This is a genomic window from Arthrobacter sp. MYb214 (genome assembly GCF_002979865.1).
GTDB lineage: Bacteria > Actinomycetota > Actinomycetes > Actinomycetales > Micrococcaceae > Glutamicibacter.
This window is the reverse complement of the sequence record NZ_PCPZ01000004.1, coordinates 284,057-302,969: the sequence shown is the minus strand read 5'-3', so window position 1 is coordinate 302,969 and position 18,913 is coordinate 284,057. Positions and strand designations below refer to the sequence as shown.

At 62.1% G+C, this 18,913-nt stretch carries 17 protein-coding genes and 1 riboswitch; of the genes, 8 read left to right on the top strand and 9 right to left on the bottom strand.

Going from position 1 to position 18,913, the window contains the following annotated elements; translation table 11 throughout:
* Positions 1–266: 266 nt before the first annotated feature.
* From CQ012_RS12220 to CQ012_RS12200, 5 genes are read right to left on the bottom strand one after another with little or no spacing between them, the layout of a single operon-like run.
* Positions 267–1,703, bottom strand: a complete 1,437-nt coding sequence (locus CQ012_RS12220; protein WP_105662298.1) for an LLM class flavin-dependent oxidoreductase — start codon at positions 1,701–1,703, stop codon at positions 267–269.
* Positions 1,703–2,806 (bottom strand): ABC transporter permease, encoded by a 1,104-nt coding sequence (locus CQ012_RS12215; RefSeq protein WP_105662297.1) that lies wholly within the window; start codon positions 2,804–2,806, stop codon positions 1,703–1,705. Before CQ012_RS12215 ends, CQ012_RS12220 begins: the two co-directional genes overlap by 1 nt.
* On the bottom strand, positions 2,803–3,804 hold the full coding sequence (locus tag CQ012_RS12210) for an ABC transporter permease (RefSeq protein WP_105656441.1): 1,002 nt from the start codon (positions 3,802–3,804) through the stop codon (positions 2,803–2,805). The genes CQ012_RS12215 and CQ012_RS12210 overlap by 4 nt, the downstream gene beginning before the upstream one ends.
* The gene (locus tag CQ012_RS12205; protein WP_105662296.1) at positions 3,801–5,339 is read right to left on the bottom strand and encodes a sugar ABC transporter ATP-binding protein; all 1,539 of its coding nucleotides are present in this window, start codon (positions 5,337–5,339) and stop codon (positions 3,801–3,803) included. The genes CQ012_RS12210 and CQ012_RS12205 overlap by 4 nt, the downstream gene beginning before the upstream one ends.
* Positions 5,323–6,363: a substrate-binding domain-containing protein gene (locus tag CQ012_RS12200; protein ID WP_105656443.1), complete on the bottom strand. Its 1,041-nt coding sequence runs from the start codon at positions 6,361–6,363 to the stop codon at positions 5,323–5,325. The genes CQ012_RS12205 and CQ012_RS12200 overlap by 17 nt, the downstream gene beginning before the upstream one ends.
* Positions 6,364–6,430: 67 nt before the next feature.
* Positions 6,431–6,520: riboswitch (SAM riboswitch) on the bottom strand.
* A 274-nt stretch (positions 6,521–6,794) separates the two neighbouring features.
* Here CQ012_RS12200 and CQ012_RS12195 point away from each other — a divergent pair.
* The gene (locus CQ012_RS12195; RefSeq protein WP_181148779.1) at positions 6,795–7,169 is read left to right on the top strand and encodes an SdpI family protein; all 375 of its coding nucleotides are present in this window, start codon (positions 6,795–6,797) and stop codon (positions 7,167–7,169) included.
* 75 nt (positions 7,170–7,244) lie between these two features.
* Here the strand turns inward: CQ012_RS12195 and CQ012_RS12190 are convergent, their stop codons facing one another.
* From CQ012_RS12190 to CQ012_RS12180, 3 genes are all read right to left on the bottom strand, one after another.
* Positions 7,245–8,606, bottom strand: coding sequence for a GntP family permease (locus CQ012_RS12190; protein ID WP_105662295.1), 1,362 nt, complete (start codon positions 8,604–8,606; stop codon positions 7,245–7,247).
* Positions 8,607–8,898: 292 nt separating this feature from the next.
* Positions 8,899–9,960: a CdaR family transcriptional regulator gene (locus CQ012_RS12185; RefSeq protein WP_105656446.1), complete on the bottom strand. Its 1,062-nt coding sequence runs from the start codon at positions 9,958–9,960 to the stop codon at positions 8,899–8,901.
* Positions 9,961–10,017: 57 nt separating this feature from the next.
* Positions 10,018–11,526 (bottom strand): aldehyde dehydrogenase family protein, encoded by a 1,509-nt coding sequence (locus CQ012_RS12180; protein ID WP_105656447.1) that lies wholly within the window; start codon positions 11,524–11,526, stop codon positions 10,018–10,020.
* 200 nt (positions 11,527–11,726) lie between these two features.
* Between CQ012_RS12180 and CQ012_RS12175 the strand changes: the two genes are divergently transcribed.
* The 7 genes from CQ012_RS12175 (at position 11,727) to CQ012_RS17640 (ending at position 17,694) form a co-directional block, all read left to right on the top strand.
* Positions 11,727–12,731: an ABC transporter substrate-binding protein gene (locus CQ012_RS12175; protein ID WP_181149070.1), complete on the top strand. Its 1,005-nt coding sequence runs from the start codon at positions 11,727–11,729 to the stop codon at positions 12,729–12,731.
* 90 nt (positions 12,732–12,821) lie between these two features.
* The gene (locus tag CQ012_RS12170) at positions 12,822–13,598 is read left to right on the top strand and encodes an ABC transporter permease (RefSeq protein WP_105662293.1); all 777 of its coding nucleotides are present in this window, start codon (positions 12,822–12,824) and stop codon (positions 13,596–13,598) included.
* Positions 13,591–14,424, top strand: a complete 834-nt coding sequence (locus CQ012_RS12165; protein ID WP_105656450.1) for an ABC transporter permease — start codon at positions 13,591–13,593, stop codon at positions 14,422–14,424. Before CQ012_RS12170 ends, CQ012_RS12165 begins: the two co-directional genes overlap by 8 nt.
* A 46-nt stretch (positions 14,425–14,470) precedes the next feature.
* Positions 14,471–15,277, top strand: coding sequence for an ABC transporter ATP-binding protein (locus tag CQ012_RS12160; RefSeq protein WP_105656451.1), 807 nt, complete (start codon positions 14,471–14,473; stop codon positions 15,275–15,277).
* 5 nt (positions 15,278–15,282) lie between these two features.
* Positions 15,283–16,392: a zinc-binding dehydrogenase gene (locus CQ012_RS12155; RefSeq protein WP_105656452.1), complete on the top strand. Its 1,110-nt coding sequence runs from the start codon at positions 15,283–15,285 to the stop codon at positions 16,390–16,392.
* Positions 16,393–16,435: 43 nt separating this feature from the next.
* Positions 16,436–17,425: an ABC transporter substrate-binding protein gene (locus CQ012_RS12150; protein ID WP_105662292.1), complete on the top strand. Its 990-nt coding sequence runs from the start codon at positions 16,436–16,438 to the stop codon at positions 17,423–17,425.
* A 119-nt stretch (positions 17,426–17,544) separates the two neighbouring features.
* On the top strand, positions 17,545–17,694 hold the full coding sequence (locus CQ012_RS17640) for a hypothetical protein (RefSeq protein WP_166650762.1): 150 nt from the start codon (positions 17,545–17,547) through the stop codon (positions 17,692–17,694).
* An 83-nt stretch (positions 17,695–17,777) separates the two neighbouring features.
* Here CQ012_RS17640 and CQ012_RS12140 read toward each other — a convergent pair whose 3' ends face one another.
* Positions 17,778–18,866 carry an alcohol dehydrogenase catalytic domain-containing protein gene (locus tag CQ012_RS12140; protein WP_105656455.1) on the bottom strand — a complete coding sequence of 363 codons (1,089 nt, stop codon included), beginning with the start codon at positions 18,864–18,866 and terminating at the stop codon, positions 17,778–17,780.
* Between the last annotated feature and the right edge of the window lie 47 nt (positions 18,867–18,913).

Here is an 18,913-nt window from a genome sequence, read left to right as displayed (position 1 = left end):
GTTCTCCTCTTGGGCTATGGATTCCGAAGGATGCAGAAAATCTGCGGATCCATCGAACCTGGCGTTAGCACTACCTGCGGAGTGCAGGCTTGCTGCGGCGACTCGGAGCCAGGTCTCTTAGCCGCTCTGGATGGGTTGTTCTCCATCAGTGAAGCACCGACGGCCTCCGCTTGGCAGGGAAGATGTCATAGGACGGAACATCGTCATGAATCGACATTTTCGAGGCCTTCACAGGGGCCTCAGTGGCCGTCATATTTCCTCATGTGTCACCGGGCGCCTAGTACAGCTTCAGGTGTTTGGCTCGCTTCGGATTCCGCTGCCGAGGCCTTTCCCGCATAAGCCCCGCGATAGGCGGCTGCAGGGTGATCGTCAGCCACTCGCGTCGTGCCGGGACCCGCCAGATATTCGCGCAGGGTGTTGCCTTCGTATCCTGCCCAAGTTCTTCCGCGCTTCCGCAACTCGGGAACCACCAGATCGGTGAACTGCTCGAAGGAACCTGGGGTGATGGCATAGGCCAAGTTGATCCCGTCCAATCCTGATTCATCCACCCAACGCTCGATTTCGTCCGCCACGGTTTCCGGCGAACCGACGAGCACCGGTCCGATGCCGCCAACTCCGAGGTAGTCGGCGATGGCATTCGGGGTCCACTTCTGCTGCGGATTCGCTGTAGTGAAAATCGATACCGCCGATCGCGCCGCGTTGGTTTCCAGATATTGCAGCTCCTCATCCGGCGCGTACTGGCTCAGGTCCAAGCCCGACCACCCGCCATAGAATGCCATGGCACCTTCGCGCGAGGCATAGGACTGGTATTCGCGGTAGAGCTTCTGCGCCTGCGCGTCTGAATCAGCCACCACAGTGGTCATCAGCGCATAGATTTTGGCGGCGTCCCGGGGCCGACCCACCAGTTCGAACTCATCGCGGATCGCATCGGTCTGGCGGCGGGTGACCGCGGTATTGATCGAATTCAGGAAGATGCCCTCGGCATGCTGCGCGCCAAAGCGCCGGCCGCGCGAAGAAGCGCCCGCTTGGAAGATCGCCGGGGTGCGCTGGATGGAAGGCTCGGAAAGATGGATGCCCGGCACGTTGAAGTACTGGCCGTGATGGTTAATCGGATGCACCTTGGAAGGGTCGGTGTAGACGCCACGTTCGCGGTCCTTGAGAACCGCGTCTTCCTCCCATGATCCCTCCCAGAGCTTGTAGACCACGTCCATGAATTCATCGGCAATGTCGTAGCGGGCGTCGTGATCCAGCTGCCTGGCCATGCCCAGATTGCGGGCCGCCGACTCCAAGTAGCTAGTCACCACGTTCCAACCGATGCGCCCGCGGGTGAGGTGGTCCAGCGAGGAGAACTTCCGGGCCAGCGCGTAGGGTTGCTCATAGGTCAGCGCGCTGGTCACCGCGAAACCGAGATTCTTCGTGGCCACGGCCATGGCGGAAACCTGCATGAAGGGATCGTTCAGTGGCACCTGGTCGGCATCGAGCAAGGCTGGACCGCTGGAATTCTGGTACACGTCATAGATGCCAAGTACATCGGCGAGGAACAGGGCATCAAAGCCACCGCGCTCCAGGGTCTTGGCCAGATCCACCCAGTATTCAAGGGTGTTGTATTCGTCGGCTCGATTCTGCGGGTGCCGCCACAGCCCAGGGCTCTGGTGGCTGACGCAGGTCATGTCAAAGGCGTTAAGGTGGATGCGCTTGCCCATTATTTTCTGTTTCCCTTCGCGGTGTTCGTCAGTGCCTGATGCTTGGTCGTGCGCAATAGCGCGAAGATGCCGGTGGCCGGCCGACTCTTGGCCCTCCCGAGCACCACGGCGGCGAGCAGGATGGACAGGAGAACCAGCCCTCGGGCCAGGTCTTGCCAGAAGAAGGACAGGCCAATCAGGTTCAGCCCGTTATCCAGCAGGCCAAAAATCACCACGCCGATCAGCGTTCCGCCCACGGACACTCGCCCGTAGCGGCTGATGGTTGCCCCGATGAAGACCGCGCCAATGGCATCCATCAGATAGGCCTGTCCGCTGCCCGGGACATATCCGTTGGAGCGTGCTGCCAGCACCACTCCGGCGAATCCGGCGATCACCGCGCACAACAGGTAGGCGCTGGCGATCAGCGCATTGGTCCGCAGGCCAGATATTCTTGCGGCGCTCGGCTGTTCGCCTGCCATGGTCAGCTTCCGCCCGTAGCGGGTGATGCCAAGCAGCAGGGCCACCACCAGGGAGATGGAGACCGCGTTGACGATGGCGGCGTCAATGCCCAGGAAGTATCCGCGCCCGATCACGGCAAAACCGTCCGGCACCAGGGGCGCCGACAGGTAGATCGGTGCGCCGCCGCCGGTGAGCAGCTGCTGCACGCTGGTGCCGGCAAACCACACGCTCAGCGTAGCCAGGAAAGCCGGGATTCGCAGGATCACGATCAGCAGCGCATTCACCGCTCCCACCGCCAAGGCGCAAAGCAGCCCGCCGGCCACGGCCACCCACGCACGGTAGCCGTCATGGATCAGCCAAGCGCTGGCCAAGGCTCCCAGGTCCAGGGCCACGCCAATCGACAGGTCGATGCCTCCGGCGCGCACCACCAGGGTCAACCCGATGGCGGCCAAGGCGAGCAAAGCCACCTGCCCCAGGATTCCGAAGAGGTTTCCCACGGTGAAAATCACCGGGCTGAGCACCGAGAACACGATGAGGATCAGGGCCAACGTACCCGGAGCCACCAGCCTCGATGCTTGAAGCGTGCCGCGTTTCTTTCCGCTGTAGGCTGCGACCGGTCCGGGGCTCGGCTCCACGGGTGCGGCCAGGGTTTCAATGGTGCTCATCGGTTCTTCCTTCCGCGCAGGGTCACGCTGGCCAAGACCAGCAGGATCAGCAGGCCCTTGGCAGCACCCACCCACTGGCTGGCCACGCCCAGCAGCGTCAATCCGTTATCCAGGGCGGCCACAAATACCGCGGCCAGAACGGTGCCGACCACACTGACCAGCCGCCTGCGCGAAAAGATCATGGACATGTAGGCCACCAGGATGATGTCCAGGAGAATTTGGGTTCCGATGCCTGGAACGGCGGCCGAAAGCCTTGCCACCAGCAGCGTTCCGGCCAGGCCAGCCAACGCCGAGCTGAGCACATAGCTAGCTAGCCGGTATCGGCGCGGGTCAAGTCCCGCCACCTGCGCGGCGGTCGGATTCTGGCCAACCGCATAGGAATTCACTCCCCAGCTGGTTTTGCCATATACCCACCACACCGCTGCCCCGATGAGCGCCATAAGCCAGGCCACCAATGGGATGCCGAAGAGCACGCTGCCCCGCGCCGCTTCGAAGAAGCCACCGGTAACGGCGATCTTCAAGTTCTGGCTGAAGACCAGTTCCAGCGAAGCGGCCACCCCCATGGTGGCCAAGGTGGCCAGCAGCGGACGCAGGCCCAAGGTGACCGAGAGGCCATTGACGACGCCGATCGCGGTGGCAACGAGGACCCCGTAGAGCACCGCGACCATGCCCGGGGTTCCGGCAGCCGCGGCCAGCGCGGTCACCGTTCCGGCTAGTCCTGCCACCGCGCCGGTGGACAGGTCGATGCCTCCGTTGAGCACGTCGTCGCCGCCAGCGATGATCACAATGGCCAGCCCCACCCCGGCAATGCCGAAGACCGACGCTTGGGTCAGGATGGTGGCGATATTCGAAGCCGTCAAGAAAAATGGGGAACCGAAGGCAAAGAGCAGCAGCACCGCGGTGATGCCGGCGTAGCCGATCCAGGCCGCCAATCTCGGCTTCGTGCGGGACGCGCCAGGCGCAGGTGCTTCGTCGACCGGAACAAGGGTGGCGCTCATGCTTTGACCTCTTCGCGTGATGTTCCGGCGGTTTGGCCGCTGGATGCCAAGTGCAGAATTCTTTCCGTACTCGCCTCGCTCGACGGCAGTTCGGCGATGATCCGACCGCGATAGAGCACCAGCACTCGATCGGCCAGTCCCACTACTTCTTCCAGGTCAACGCTGACCAACAGCGCGGCGGCTCCCTGCTGGACCAACTGGGAAATCTGCGCGTAGATATGCGCACGGCTTCCCACGTCGACGCCCGAGGTGGGTTGGTCCAAGACGAGCGCGTCCGATCCCTTGGCCAACCAGCGGGCCAATACCGCTTTCTGCTGGTTGCCGCCGGACAAACCCGAAGCCACGGCTTCTGGATTCGCAGGACGGATATCCAGGCGCTGCACCAGTTCGCTGGCTGTGTCCCGCTCTTTGCGCGCATTCAACAAGCCCAGGCGGCGGCCAAGCTTTCGCAGGCTGGCCGCTGCAATATTTTCGCGCACGGTGTTGCGCAGGAAGATGCCATCTGAATGCCGGTTCGACGGGACGTAGGCGCCTGCCCGGGCGGCAAAGTCCGCCGCAGATGCCACCGGCCGGCCGTGCAGCAGCGCCGAGCCGGTATGCGCACGATTGCCGGTGGCCGCGTCGGCGAGCACCTCAATCCCCGATCCCACCAATCCGGTGACGGCCACGATTTCTCCGGGCGCCACCGAGATATTGATGCCGCTCAATGTTCCGGCCACCGAGAGGTCCACCAGTTCAAGGGCAGGCTCGCCCTGAACGGCGGGCGGCTCGCGCCTCTGGTGCGAGAACTCGTTAACCTGGTTGCCCAGCATCAAGCCGATGACATCTTCGATACTGTCACCGTCCGCGAAACTGGCGTCACCGGCATTTCTGCCGTTGCGCAGCACCGTAATCCGGTCGGTGATCTGCCGCAGTTCCTGGAGATAATGCGAGATGAAAATGATCCCTACCCCGCGGTCCCGCAGATGCCGGATCGTGCCGAAGAGCTGTTCAACTTCATCATTGGCCAACGGTGCGGTCGGCTCATCGAGAATCAGCACCTTGGGTTCGGCCAGTACGGCACGGGCAATCTGGATCAGCTGCTGCTGGGCAACGCTGAGCTCATCAACGAAGGCACCGGTGTCCAGCTCCTGGCCGGTGGTTCGCAAAATATCCGCCCGGGCTGCTGCCTGCGCGGTGCGCTCGTGGCGCCAGAGCCCACGACTCTTCGCGGTGCCCAGATACAGCTGTTCGGCGACGGTCAAGCGGCCGGCCAGATGGCGGTCCTGGTGAATCACTTCAATGCCTAGCGCTTCGGCATCGGCAGGCCGGCGAATTTGCACCGGCTGGCCGGCAAGTTCGATCTGCCCCGAGTCCAGGGTGTACAGCCCGGTGAGTATCTTGATCAGGGTGGATTTTCCAGCTCCGTTTTCGCCCACTAGGCCCAGAACCTCTCCGGCCCGAAGCTGCAGGTGCACATGGTCGAGCACGGCGACCGTGCCAAAGGACTTGTTGATGGCGGCCATGCTCAGCAGTTCCTTAGATTCCGTTGTCATGGCGCACCTGATTCACGTTGTCCTTGTCGACAAAAATCGGCTCGGCATAGCTGGTGCTCGGAACCAGATCGGTTTGCCCATCGAGGAATAGGGCGATATTAGTGGCCGAGGCAGCGGCAATCTGCTTGGTGGGCTGAGCGACGGTGAACTGGTATGAACTGTCCGGGTTCGCTATCAAATCCAGGGCCCCGGGCTCTGCGTCCACTCCATACAGCTTGATGTCGCCACCAGTGGGATCGATGGCCTGCGCGGCACCGATCAGCGGCATGTCCCAGCAGGACCAAATCGCGTCAACTTCGCCCTCGGGCAGCCTGCGCAGTTGGTCCTGGATCTGGTTTTTGGCATCCTCGATGGTGCCTTCGTATTTGTCCTGGAGTTCCGGGGTGATCTTCTCGATATTTGGGTAGTCTTCCAGCACCAGGTTCAGGCTGTTGTAGCGGATCCGGCAGGGAGTCACACCGGGGAAGCCGTTGAAGACCAGAATCTTCCCCTTGCCGTGGAGGTCTTCAGCCATGGTGCGAGCCAGCGTGGTGCCGACGTTCCAGTTGTCGCTGGTGACGTTGTTCTTCGAGTATTCGCTTTGGAAATCGATGGTGAACAGCGGGATCCCGGCGGCGTCCACCTTGGCCAAGGCAGGAGTGAGCGTTTGGGCATCGCCCAGGATCACCACGATGGCATCGGGCGACTGGGTGATCAGGTTTTCTACGTCAGAGACGTGCTTCTCGTCTTTGGCTTCGGCTTGGGTAGCGATGACCTCGCCGCCGAGCTCTTTGATGCGCTCTTGGATCTGCTGGTAGACCACGCGCGAGTAGTCGTGCAGGATATCCTTGGCCGCGATGCCGACCTTTTTGCCTTTGAGTGAAGGAACGTTGTCGAGCTTATGCTCGGCTTGCGGATTACTGCTTTGCGCCACAACCGGCGCTATTTCCGGCCGTGGTTCTTTCAGCGAGCAGCCAGTCAGCAGTGTTGCTGCCGCCATCGCTGAAGCCAGAACTTTCAAGGCGTTCGGACGAGTACGAGTCATGTCGTCCCTCTCTTAGACAAATTGAACGAGGGATCCCGAACAGAAGTTCATGCTTCTAGACCCGGGAGTTCCATCGAACCTGGCGTTAGCACTACCTGCTGGTGCAGGCTTGCTGCGGCGTCTCGGAGCCAGGTCTCTCAGCCGCTCTGGATGGGTTGTGCTCCGAGTCAAGCATTACTGGCAGGCCCTCGGGAAGGGCGCTGTCATGCGGAGGAACAGCAGGACAAAATACGTCATCTTCGCGCCTTCGCCCTGCCGGAAAACGGGCAGATAAGACGTCATATGACCTTCGCATGACGCAATTGGCATGCCGGAACTGGATCTCAAGAACGTTCCCGCAGGCATCGATTGGGAACACAGCGTGGATCAGGGCACTTCCATGCGACCGCATAGAATGGCCATTCAAGATCAATCGGCAGAAGAGGCGGCAAGTGGATCCAGCAGGCGTGATTGCCTTCATGTTCGGGTTGCTGAGCATAACGCTGGTCGCAGCGTTCCTCGCCCCGATGGCACGGGACCGGAAGCTCGCTCGCAATGCGGCGATCGGCATCAAGACGCGCCACACCTTGGCCAGCGATGACGCCTGGTTCGCCGGGCATCAGCAGGCTGCGCCCCTGCTTGCCGCGGCTTCCTGGGCCGGTTGGGCGGCATTGGCCAGCGCAGCAGTTCTCTGCCTGCTGGGCCAATTCGGTTTCGCCTTCGCCGCGACCGGAACCGGCTACCTGGCCGCCATCGCGTTGCTGGTGATCTCGACTGCCACAGCGAATAAGGCCGCGCGGAGCTTCCCGGCGGCAGGCCTGGGCTAATCCAGCACTGCTTAAAGCAACGGATCGCGCCATCTGCCGATGGCGCGATCCGTTGCTTTCTTGGAAGGCGTGCTGCTAACGCAGTACGGCTCCCAGGACCAGTACAGTCAGGAACCCCGCGGTGCCCTGGATGGCGGTAGCCACGCTCAGGGTCTTGTAGGCGGTGATCACCGGAATGCGGCTGAGCTGCGAGACGACCCAGAAGTAGGAGTCGTTGGCGTGCGAGACAACCATCGCACCGGCGCCTACTGCCAATACGGATAGCACCATGCCCAGCTCCGAACCCAAGCCCAGGGAGCCGAGCATCGGTGCGACCAGCGCGGAAGTGGTCACCATTGAGACGGTGGACGAGCCCTGGGCGGACTTCAGTGCAGCGGCGATCAGGAATGGCACAGCCAGGCCCAAGCCCAGTCCGCTGAGTGAATCCGAAAGAATCGTGGTCAGATCCGACGCGGCCAGGACCGCCCCGAAGCCGGCGCCGGCACCGGTGATCAGCAAGATCGGAGCAGCGGTGCGTACAGCTTCGTTCATCTGCTCATTGAAGACCGCCAGCTTGTTGCCACCGCTCAAAAGAAAAGTCGATGAGATCAAGCCGAAGATCAGCGCAATAACTGGCGTCCCCAGGAAGGAAAGGATTTCCAGGGCAGCGCCTTCGCCCATCGGGTGCGAGGGCAGCTTCGCAATGGATGCGGCACAGATCAGCACCAGCGGAACCAGGATCGGCATGAAGGCCAGCGCCGGGCTGGGCAATTTTCCGAAGCTTGCACGCAGCTGCTCATAGTCGAGTTCGGAGATGTCATTGTGGTCGTCGCTTGGCAACGGGGTCCATTTGGACTTGTTGAAGCGGCTGGCGTAGGCCAAGCCGGCAAGGGCCGAGATGGCCGCAACGGGCAATCCGACAGCGATGATCAAGCCCAAGTTATCGGCAATGCCGATGCTTTCGGCTGCGGCCAGCGGGCCCGGAGTTGGAGGCACCATGGTGTGGGTCGCGTACAGGCCGGTCATCAGGGCGATGGAAGTTGCCAGCCCAGAGATCCCGGTACGCAGGGTGATCGCTTTGCGCAGCGAGTTGAGCACCACGTATCCCGAGTCGCAGAAGACCGGAATGGAAACGATGTAGCCGATAATCGATAGCGTCAGGTTGGGGAACCGGGTACCCAGGACCTTGATCAGCGCATCTGCCATGGAGATCGCGGCGCCGGATTTCTCCAGGATGACACCGATCATTGTTCCGAACAGGATCACCAGTCCGATATTTCCCATGGTGCTGCCGAAAGCCGTGGTGACCGTCGAAGCCACGTCGGCCAGCGGAATCCGGTAGGCGAAGGCCGCCAGGATAGCGGCGCCAACGAGGGCGAGAAATGGGCTGATCTTCAAGCGTGCTGTGACCATCACGATGGCCACAACAAGGATCAGCAGAACTAGCAGTTCGTACACGGCGGGTTGGCTCCTTTGCCAATATCGGTAGTTCAATGCGCCCAGCCCGCAATGGCTCAACGGGTGGACCAGCCCTATCGGCAAAGCCGCTCAAGGCTTTGCCCGTTGGGCTAGATGCCACCGTGCCACCCCGGGTTTCGGGCGCAAAGATCGATCATCCTGCCAATACTAGGAAAAGTGACCCCGAATACCTATGGGCACACGACCACATTTGCCTGGGTTCGAAAGAGCCAATGTGTGCAAACATCCCACCCTTCCCAGCCCCGGCGCCAGCTCCCCTAGTTTCCAGGGCCTAGAAAACATGCAGCTGGCCCAAGGCCACTCTCGCGTAGATGGCATGCTGGAGTTTCAGGGACTCGCTGGACCGCCGAATATCGATGCCGCTGACCTGGCTTATCCGCTCAAGTCTTTGAACCAAGGTATTGCGGTGAATATGCAGATCCGTGGCTGCTTGGCTCATCGAAGCAGCTGTCGCAACGACCAGCAGGGTTCTGGCTTGTTCCTCATTGAGCTGCATCGCTGGAGCAGCTGCATGGTCCAGGCTGCGGGCTGGGGTGCGGGCGATAGCCACAGCAATTTCCCGGCTCCACATGCGGCGCCGCGCGTGGGATGGCACGAGTGCCGGATAGCCCACCAATACGCGCAGCACTTCGGTTTCGGCCATGAGATCCTCGGCCTTTTCGACAGGCGCGGAGACCAGGAAACGTTCCTGGTCCATGCGCTCGGGAGCGAAAGCTGTCTCACTGGCAGCGCAAAGCCTCCAGTACGCGCCGGAAAGGCTAATCCATGACGTGCGGTGATGATCCTTCGCCGGCTCTTCGAGCGACGGATCCCCCACGCTTCGGGGCAGCCAAGCTTCAATGCATTTCGGCCCGCGCAAACCATGCGCTGCGAGCGAGCGGTCGATCACTTCAGGTGCAACGCGACCGGCGATCAACGCAGAAATAATGTCGCGGGCTTCGGTCTCGCGCCGCGCGCTGCGAGAGTGCTCGCGTTCTTGGGCAAAGAGCAATTGAACGGTCAATGCAATCAGGCCGGCCAGCGGTTCCACCTCGTGGGGAGCTCCGGTCACGCCCACAACGCCGCAGAGCTGGTCGTTCAGCACCAGCGGCACATTGACCCCTGGCTGGGTTCCGGCCGAGCCGTCGGCCTGGCTGACACGGATGATGCCGTTGCGTCGGATCGCCTCTGCGCTGCCGTCGTGGTGGGTACCGATACGCGCAGCATCCGTAGAAGCAATGATGACTCCGTGAGCATTCATGATGTTCACATTGCGGTTGATGGTCGGCGCAATCGTGTCGACGACTTTCTGCGCCAACGCGCTAGCCAGCCGGGGTTGCTCCTTTTCGCTCATGAGCTCATCCTAACGGCCCGGGACTGCGCAAAGCAGTCCCGGAATAGAACATTGCCGCTAGTCGAGCTTGACGGTGACCGACTTCAGCGAGGTGTAGGCCTCGATGCCTTCACGGCCATTTTCGGCGCCCCACCCCGACTGCTTGAATCCGCCGAACGGCATGTTCGCATCCATGCCGGCACCGGTATTCACCCTGACGTTGCCGGCCTGGATTTTCTTGGCGAAGGTCAACGCGCGGGAAATGTCCTGCGTGAAGATCACCGAATTGAGGCCGTAGTCGGTGTCGTTGGCCCGGCGCAGCACCTCAGCCAGCGAATCCTCGTCGCCGAAGGTGCTGACCGAGAGCACCGGCCCGAAGATCTCATCCTTGGCGATGGACATGTCCGGACTGACATTTTTCAGCACGGTCGGCTGCACGAAGAATCCTTCTCCGCCTTCGGCCAAGCCACCGGCAACGAGTTCCGCGCCATCAGCGATGCCCGCCTCGATGTACCCCAGCACGCGCTCGCGCTGCACCTGGGAGATCAGCGGGCCCAGCTGGGTTCCGTCTGCCAGGCCAGCGCCCAGCTTGAGGCTCTTCGCGAATCCGGCGATGCCTTCGATGACCTGGTCTGCGATGTCTTCGTGGACATACAGTCGCGACCCTGCCGCGCAGACCTGGCCGGAGTTGCCGAAGATGCTCATGGCCGCGGCCGGAATGGCCTTGTCCAGATCCGCGTCGGGATAGATCACCACCGGGGATTTGCCGCCCAGCTCAAGGCTCAGCCGCTTGAGATTGCCCGCTGCCGACGCCAGCAGCTTCTTGCCTACCGCGGTGGATCCGGTGAAGGAGAGCTTGTCGACATCCGGATGGTCGGCGAGCGCTTGGCCGGCCACCGGCCCCAAACCCTGGACAACGTTCAGCACACCGGCCGGGATGCCTGCTTCAAGCGCAATCTGCGCCATGCGCACGGCGGTCAGCGGGGTCAGCTCCGCGGGCTTGAGCACGACGGTGCAACCGGACGCCAGCGCCGGAGCCACCTTGGACAGCGCAATGGTGAAGGGGACATTCCATGGCACGATCAGTGCGGCCACGCCCAAGGCTTGGCGCTGGGTATAGGCGTGCCAGGTTCCTGGCAGGGAAATCTCGCGGGTTTCGCCGTTGAGCTTGGTGGCCCAGCCGGCGAAGTAGCGCAAGGTTTCGATGCCCGCGGGCAGCTCGCCAAAGCGGGCGACGTTGAAGGGCTTCCCGCAGTTCAGGGACTCCAGGGTAGCCAATTCATCGAGGTTCGCTTCCAATGCGTCAGCGAAGCGGTGCAGCGCCCGCTGGCGTGCTGCCGGGGTCATTTCTGCCCAGGGCCCGGACTCGAACGCTGCACGGGCGGCAGCTACTGCGCGGTCGATGTCCGCTGCGGTGGCAGCCGTCGTCTCGGTCAGCAGCTGGCCAGTGGAGGGATCGGTTACCGGCAGCTTTTCCCCCGAGCCAGCGACCTCCTGGCCATTGATCACCAGCGGAAGGGGCGTGGCCGCCAAAGCGGCGCGAAGCTGCTGAGCCAGCGGAACGGCGGAAAGATCTGTTGCTGTCATGGAATGTATCTCCTGGTCTGCCCGGCGCGCTTCGTCGTTGGCATCATTTTGAATGTGAGTCTTGCCACACAATCATACTAAAGATATATTGTGATTCAAGGAATACATTTTGATGCTCAATGTACTTCTTCTTCCGGGAGCCGACCCCGGTCGACAACTCGCAGCCTTCGCCTAGGCACCAAGCTTTCAAGGAGATCCCCATGGTCACGAAACGACGTTTTGCACGGAAGGCCTTCTCCGGCCTCGCAGTCTCTGCCCTCGCAATCGGCACCCTGGCCGCGTGCGGATCCAGCGAGGAGGCCAGCGCCGACGGCCCGGTGAAGCTGCGCGTCGCCATTGCTCCGATCCAGTTCGAAACCGCCCGCATCGCTGAAGAGAAGGGCTACTTCGAGGACCAGGGCCTGGACGTTGAATTGGTCAATGGCGCCGACCCCGCCGCCCTGCTGGCCCAGGTGGTCTCCGGTGACGTGAACGTTGCCATCGGCTCGTGGATCAACGTCGCCACCTCTTTCTCCCAAGGTGTTCCGATCCAGGTCATTGGCGGCAACGGCATGGTCGACCCGGAAGCCGACAACTCCGGCGTCATGGTGGCCAAGGAGTCCGGGGTCAAGGAACTGGCAGACCTGAAGGGCAAGACCATTGGCGTAGTTGGCGTGAAGTCCGGTGGCGACATCCCCGTGCTCCAGGCATTGGAAGCGGCCGGCGTGAAGGAAAAGGAAGTCACTGAAGTTGCTGTTCCCTACGCGGGCATGGAAGCGGCCTTGGAACAAGGCACCGTGGATGCAGTAGTGCCTGCCGACTCCTTCTACCACCAGATGCTGGAGAAGGGCTACCAGACCATCTCCAACCCGGTACAGGAATTCCAGTCCAGCATGCCGGTAACCGTTTGGACCGTGCAGAAGCAGTGGCTGGAGCAGAATGGCGAGACCGCCAAGAAGTTCGACGCAGCTATGCAGGATGCCGTGAAGTTCTACTCGGACCCGGCCAATCTGGAGGAAGTCCGCAAGGTCCACGCCGAAGCCAACCAGATCGATGTAGCCGATGCGCCCAAGACCTTCGTCCCGGCGGACGTCACCTTCAACGTGGCTGAAGCCCAATCCGGCATCGATGCCATGGTCCACTTCGGCCTGGTCGAGAACAAGGTCATCGTCGAAGATGTGCTCTGGGACGAAGCCCCTACCCGGGCTTCGGCAGACGCCAAGTAGCCCACGTCCTCTTCGCCCCACCGGTGGCGCCATCCCCTGCGCTGGCGCCACCAGCACCCCTAGCTTGCAACTGCTTACTCAAGGATTCCCATGAAAGAGTCAACGATTTCACCGGGTCTGCTCTGGACCCTGCGCATCGTGGCCATCGCCGCCCCGCTGGGCATCTGGCAACTGGTGATCGCCTCAGGAACCATGCCCTCCATGCTCCCCGGCGTGGAAAAGATCTTCTCTGCCATCTCCGAAGCCCTGGGCCAAGCGGCCTTCTGGGGCGGGCTAGGCAAGACCCTGCTCGCAGCCCTCACCGGCTGGCTCATTGCTTCGGTCGTGGGTGTCGTCCTGGGCCTGGTCATTGGATCAGTTCGCTTCCTCGACAACTCCACCTCGATTCTGATCGATTTCGGCCGTTCGTTCCCGGTACTGGCCCTGATGCCGGTAGTGATCATGCTGCTCGGCTCGAACACCATGATGGAAATCGTCGTCGTCGCGCTGTCCTGCCTGTGGCCAGTGCTGATCCAGACCATCTACGGTGCACGCCGCCAGGAAGCCGCGGTTGCCGACACCGTCGCCGTCTTCCGCATCCCGCCGATGCTGCGCTTCACCAAGGTCCTGCTGCCTTCTGCCCTGCCGCTGATCGCGACCGGTGTGCGCATTTCCTCGGCCATCGCCATCCTGGTGGCGGTGGGCGTTGAAGTGATCTCCCAGGCACCAGGCATTGGACGCCAGATCACGCTGATGCAGCAGGCGCAGCGTTGGGATCTGGCCTTCGCCTACCTGTTCTTCGCCGGCCTGACCGGATGGGCCATCGCCCTGCTCTTGCAACAGGCCGAAAACCGTTTGCTGAAGTGGAAGAGGCAGAACGATGACTAACGCAACTTTGAACGCCCCCGCAGTGCCATCACGCGCTTCGAAAGCCAAGGCTCCGAGTTCCTCGGCGGCCGCCGGACGCAAGATACTGGTTTCTTCATGGCTCATCGTTGCCGTGGTTGCGGCTTGGTGGTTCGGCTCGGCAAACTCCACGAACTTCTTCATCCCCTCGCTGGAGTCCATCCTCGAAGCCTTGGTCCGCGACCTGGGCAACGGCGTGATTATTTCCGGCGCCTGGTACTCGCTGTCCAATCTCTTTGTCGGCTTGGCCCTGGCTGCCTTCTTCGGCATCTGCGGCGGACTGCTGCTGGGCGAAGTCCCGTTGCTGCTGAAGATCGTTGACCCGATCATCCACTTCTTCCGCGCTGTCCCGCAGGCAGCACTGGTTCCGATGATCATCGGCGTCTTCGGCATGGGGCAGGGCCCGAAGATGGGCACCATCGCCTTCGCCTGCATGTGGCCGATCCTGCTGAACACCATCGACGGCATCTTGGGCATCGAGCCAACGGTGCGCAAGTTCTCCAAGGTCTACCGCATTCCCCGGGGCCTGCACTTCCGCCGCGTGATCCTGCCCGGTGCCACCCCGCAGATCGTGGCCGGTATCCGCGTCGCATTGCCGATCGGCATCACCGTGATGGTGGTTTCGGAAATGTTCGCCTCCATTGAAGGCCTGGGCTTCTACATCCTGAATTCCTCGGCCACCTTCAAGGTTCCGGAGACATGGGCCGGCGCACTGCTGGTCGGTGTCATCGGCTACATCATCTCGATCCTCTTCGTGCTCGTCGAAAAACGGATCCTGCGCTGGTACCACGCCTCCGGCGCCCAGTAGCCTCCGTTTCCGTCCGACCTTCCATCTTCTGACCAAGGAGAATCCCATGACCACCCAAGCACCCGTTGAAACGACCATGGAAACCAAACCATTGCTCATGAAGGTTCGCGGCATGTCCATGAGCTATGGCGCCGGCCCGGCCGAAAACAAGATCCTGGAGAATTTGGATCTGGACGTGGAGTATGGCCAGTTCATCTCGATAGTCGGCCCGTCGGGCGTCGGCAAGACCACCTTGCTGCGATGCCTTTCCGGCTTGCTGAAGCCAAAAGCCGGAACCATCGAGGTTTCCGGCACGAAGATCAACGGCCCGCACCCCGATCTCGCCGTGGTCTTCCAGGACTACTCGCGTTCGCTGATGCCGTGGATGACCACCCGCGAAAACGTGGCCTTCCCGCTGCAGGGCAAGGGCATCGGCAAGGCCGAGCGCAACAAGCTGGCCGATGAGCATCTGGCTGCCGTGGGCCTTGAAGGCCAAGGCGGCAAGTTCCCCTGGGAAATGTCAGGAGGCATGCAGCAACGCGTGGCCATTGCCCGCGCCTTGGCCTACAACGCGAAGGTGCTGCTCATGGATGAGCCCTTCGCCTCGGTTGATGCGCAGACCCGCTTCGACCTCGAAGACCTCGTGCTGGACTTGCAGCACAAGCTGGGTGTGACGATCCTGCTGGTCACCCACGACATCGACGAAGCGCTGTACCTGGCCGACAAGGTGGTCGTGATCGCGGAGAAGCCGGCCACCGTAGTCGACGAGATCGTCACCGGTTTCGGCGAGACCCGCGACCAGCTGGCCACCAAGGCTGACCCGCGCTTCACCGAGGCCCGCGCACGGATCCTCGTGCGCCTGCGCCAGGACTGATCCCCATGGCACTCAGCGCACGGGCAGCACTGGCAAGGCACGGCGATGGCAGCTTCAGCATTGAGGACATCCACGTTGATGCTCCGCTGGGCGCGGAATTGCTGATCGAAGTCAAAGCAGTTGGACTGTGCCAGTCCGATGCCCACCTGGCGGGCATGGATCTGGGCCTTCCTGCCCCGCTGCTGCTGGGCCATGAAGTTGCCGGGGTGGTGCTCAGCACCGGCAACCAAGCCTGCGGTTTCACTGCGGGAGACCACGTGCTGGCCAGCTTGATCCAATACTGCGCGCAGTGCGCCCTGTGCCTTTCGGGCCAGGAATACCGTTGCGCCAACCGCCCCAGCACGCTGCGCACGGCCGGCCAAGCACCGCGCGCCAGCTGCAAGGATCAGCCGGTGATGCAGATGTTCGGCACCGGCGGATTTTCCCAGTACACCTTGGTGCATGCCAACCAGGCAGTAAGGATTCCCGAGGAGTTGCCCTTCGCCCAAGCCGCGGTGATGGCCTGCTCCACGCTGACCGGTGCCGGGGCAGTGTTCAACTCCGCCCAGGTGGCCCAGGGGCAATCCGTCGCAGTCATTGGCGCTGGAGGCATCGGGTTGAACGCGATCAATGCCGCCCAGATCGCCGGCGCTTCGAAGATCATCGCAGTGGATCTGAGCGATGAGAAGCTGGAACTGGCCCGCGAATTCGGGGCAACGCACACGATCAATGGCGGCAGTGGAGACGCTGTCGCCAAGGTCCAGGAAATCACCGGCGGCGGGGTGGATCATTCCTTCGAGATGATCGGCCTGCAGGCCACCAGCTTGCAGGCGGTGCGCATGACCCGTGTAGGCGGGGATGCCTATCTGGTCGGGTTGCATAAGCCCGGCGCGCAACTGCCGCTGGATGCCATGTCCGACATCATTGGGCCGCAGCGCAGCCTGCACGGGATCTATATGGGCTCTTCCAGCCCGCAACGTGATGTCCCCAAATACACCGAGCACTATCTTGCCGGGCGCCTCAAGCTCGACGCGCTCGTTGCCCGGGAACTTCATATCTCGCAGATCAACGAGGGCTTCGCAGCGATGAAGGCCGGGCAGGGCGTTGCCCGTTCGGTCATCACAGATTTCAGCTGATTGCCTGCCACTTCATATCCCCTTCAAGCTCGACGAGGCCATCTTGAGAACTCCATCTTCCGCGCGCCGGGCCCTGCCCCTGTCCGCGGTCCTGCTCGTTTCCACCATGGCCTTGGCCTCTTGCGGCAACGCTGGGCAAGGCGCCGAAACACCGGGCGGCTTGATCCCGCTGAAGGTCTCGGTGGCCGGCATCCAGTTCGAGCCGGCTTACCTCGCCGAATCCCAAGGCTTCTTCGAAGACCATGGCTTGGAGGTTGAAATCATCAATGGCGCAGACCCCGCCGCCCAGATTGCTTCTGCTATCTCCGGCGAGGTGGACATCGCCACCGGTTCCTGGGTCAACGTCGCCACCTCCGTGTCAAAGGGCCTGCCGATCGAAGCGCTGGCTTCGAATGGCGTGGTCGACCCGAACGTCGATAACTCCGGAGTGCTCGTCGCCAAGGACTCTGGGATTGCGAGGCTTGCCGATCTCAAGGGCAAGACCATCGGTGTCATCGGCGTGAAGACCGGCAGCGATCTGCCGGTCTTCCAAGCCCTGGAAGACGCAGGGGTGGGCGCCGAGGAGTTCAGCGAAGTGGGCATGCCCTACGCCGGGATGCAGGCCGCGGTGGAGACCGGGACCGTTGACGCGGTCGTCCCCAGCGACGTCTTCTACCACCAGATGATTGCGGCCGGCTTCCCCTCCTTGGGCAACCCGGTCCGCGAGTACCAGGGGAATCAGCCGGGCACTTTGTGGCTAAGCACTTCCCAGTGGGCCGGTGCGAATCCAGATACTGCCAAGGCCTTCGTATCGGCCATGAAAGAGGCAGTGGAGTTCTACTCCGATGCAGCAAACCTCGAGGAAGTGCAGAAGATACACGCCGAGGTCAACCAGATTCCGGTGGAAAAAGCTCCAACGCGGTTCGCCTTGGCAGGCACGGCGTTCGATGCAGAGGCTTTCCAGTCAGGCCTGGATACAATGGCACGCTTCGAGCTCATTGACAAGCCCGTAACAGTGGATGAAGTGCTCTGGGAGCACGCGTCTCGCAAATAACCAGCACCGGCAAATCCTTGGACAGGGACTGGCGCGATGCTAGGCTCACGGGAGCACGTTCTGCCCACGGAAGGTTCACCATGAGTTCGGCAATCAGTTACCTCACCGGAGGATTTCTGGTGTCTCTGCTTGTCACCCTGAACATGACCTGGAACCAGCACCTGCCCGGCATCACCGGGTCCGTGGCGGTTGCGCTCAGCTTCATCGGGTTGCTGGGCTGCGTCTTGTACGCCACGCGCATACAGCGCCGCGCGCAGACCGGAGAGTAGCAGCACCCCCCAGAACATGAAACAAGGCCAGCAGATCAGTGAACTGCTGGCCTTGCTTCGTTCAGCGACCGGCGTCGATAAATCTAGAAGGTAATCACGCTTCGGGCCACCGCACCGCCACGCAGCTGCTCGTATCCCTTGTCGATTTCATCCAAGCTGATATGCGCTGACACCAGTTCGTCGAGCTTGAAACGGCCCTGCAGATACAACTCGGCGTACATGGGGATGTCCACCTGGATGTTGCTCGACCCCATGGCCACGCCACGGATGCCCTTCTGGCGTCCCATCAGGTCTCCAAATGGGGTGATGCTGATCTGCGCGCCGGGCTTGTGAACGCCAATCAGGTACGCGGTGCCGCCGATTTCCAGCATGGCCACCGCCTGCTCGCTGGTGGCTTGCAGGCCGATGACCTCGAAGGCATGCGTCACTCCCCCGCCAGCAATCCGCTTGACGGTTTCCACCGCATCGCCCTCCCCGCCGTTGATGACGTCGGTGGCACCGAAGACCTTGGCCAGCTCCAGCTTGGCCGGCTGCAGGTCGATAGCGATGATGCGGGTCGCGCCAGCCAGTTTCGCGCCCTGGATGACGTTCAGCCCGACACCACCGGCGCCGATCACGGCAACGGTATCGCCTGGACGGATGCGCGCGGTATTAATAGCCGCGCCAGCACCCGTGACCACTCCACAGCCAAGCAGCGCCGCGCGGTCGAACGGGATAGCGTCCGGAACCCTTACGACGGTGTTCTCATGCACCAGCACCTGTTCCGCGAAGCCGCCAACACCGATGAACTGGGTGAGCCGCTGCCCACCCAGGGACAATCGCGGATTCTGCTGCGCGGTGCGGTCGGTGTGCGAGGGCACGCGGCACTGGTAGGGTTTGCCGGTGCGGCATCCCTTGCAGACCCCGCAGCTGTGCACTGGAGAAGTCACCACGCGGTCCCCCACCGAGAGCGAGGTGACAGCCGAACCGACGCCCACGACCAGACCCGAGACTTCGTGGCCGAGCACCGCTGGCATGGGGAAGCCGATGTCCGACGTCGCCACGTGCAAATCCGAGTGGCACAGGCCGCTGGCCTTCACGTCAATGAGGACTTCATGGGCTTCGGGGTTGTCAATGCTGATGTCCAGGACATCAAAAGAGCCGGCAACTTCAGAAACGACTGCTGCTTTCATGCTTCCTCCGGAAAATAGTCGCGCAAAGGGGGTGACGCAGAACACTA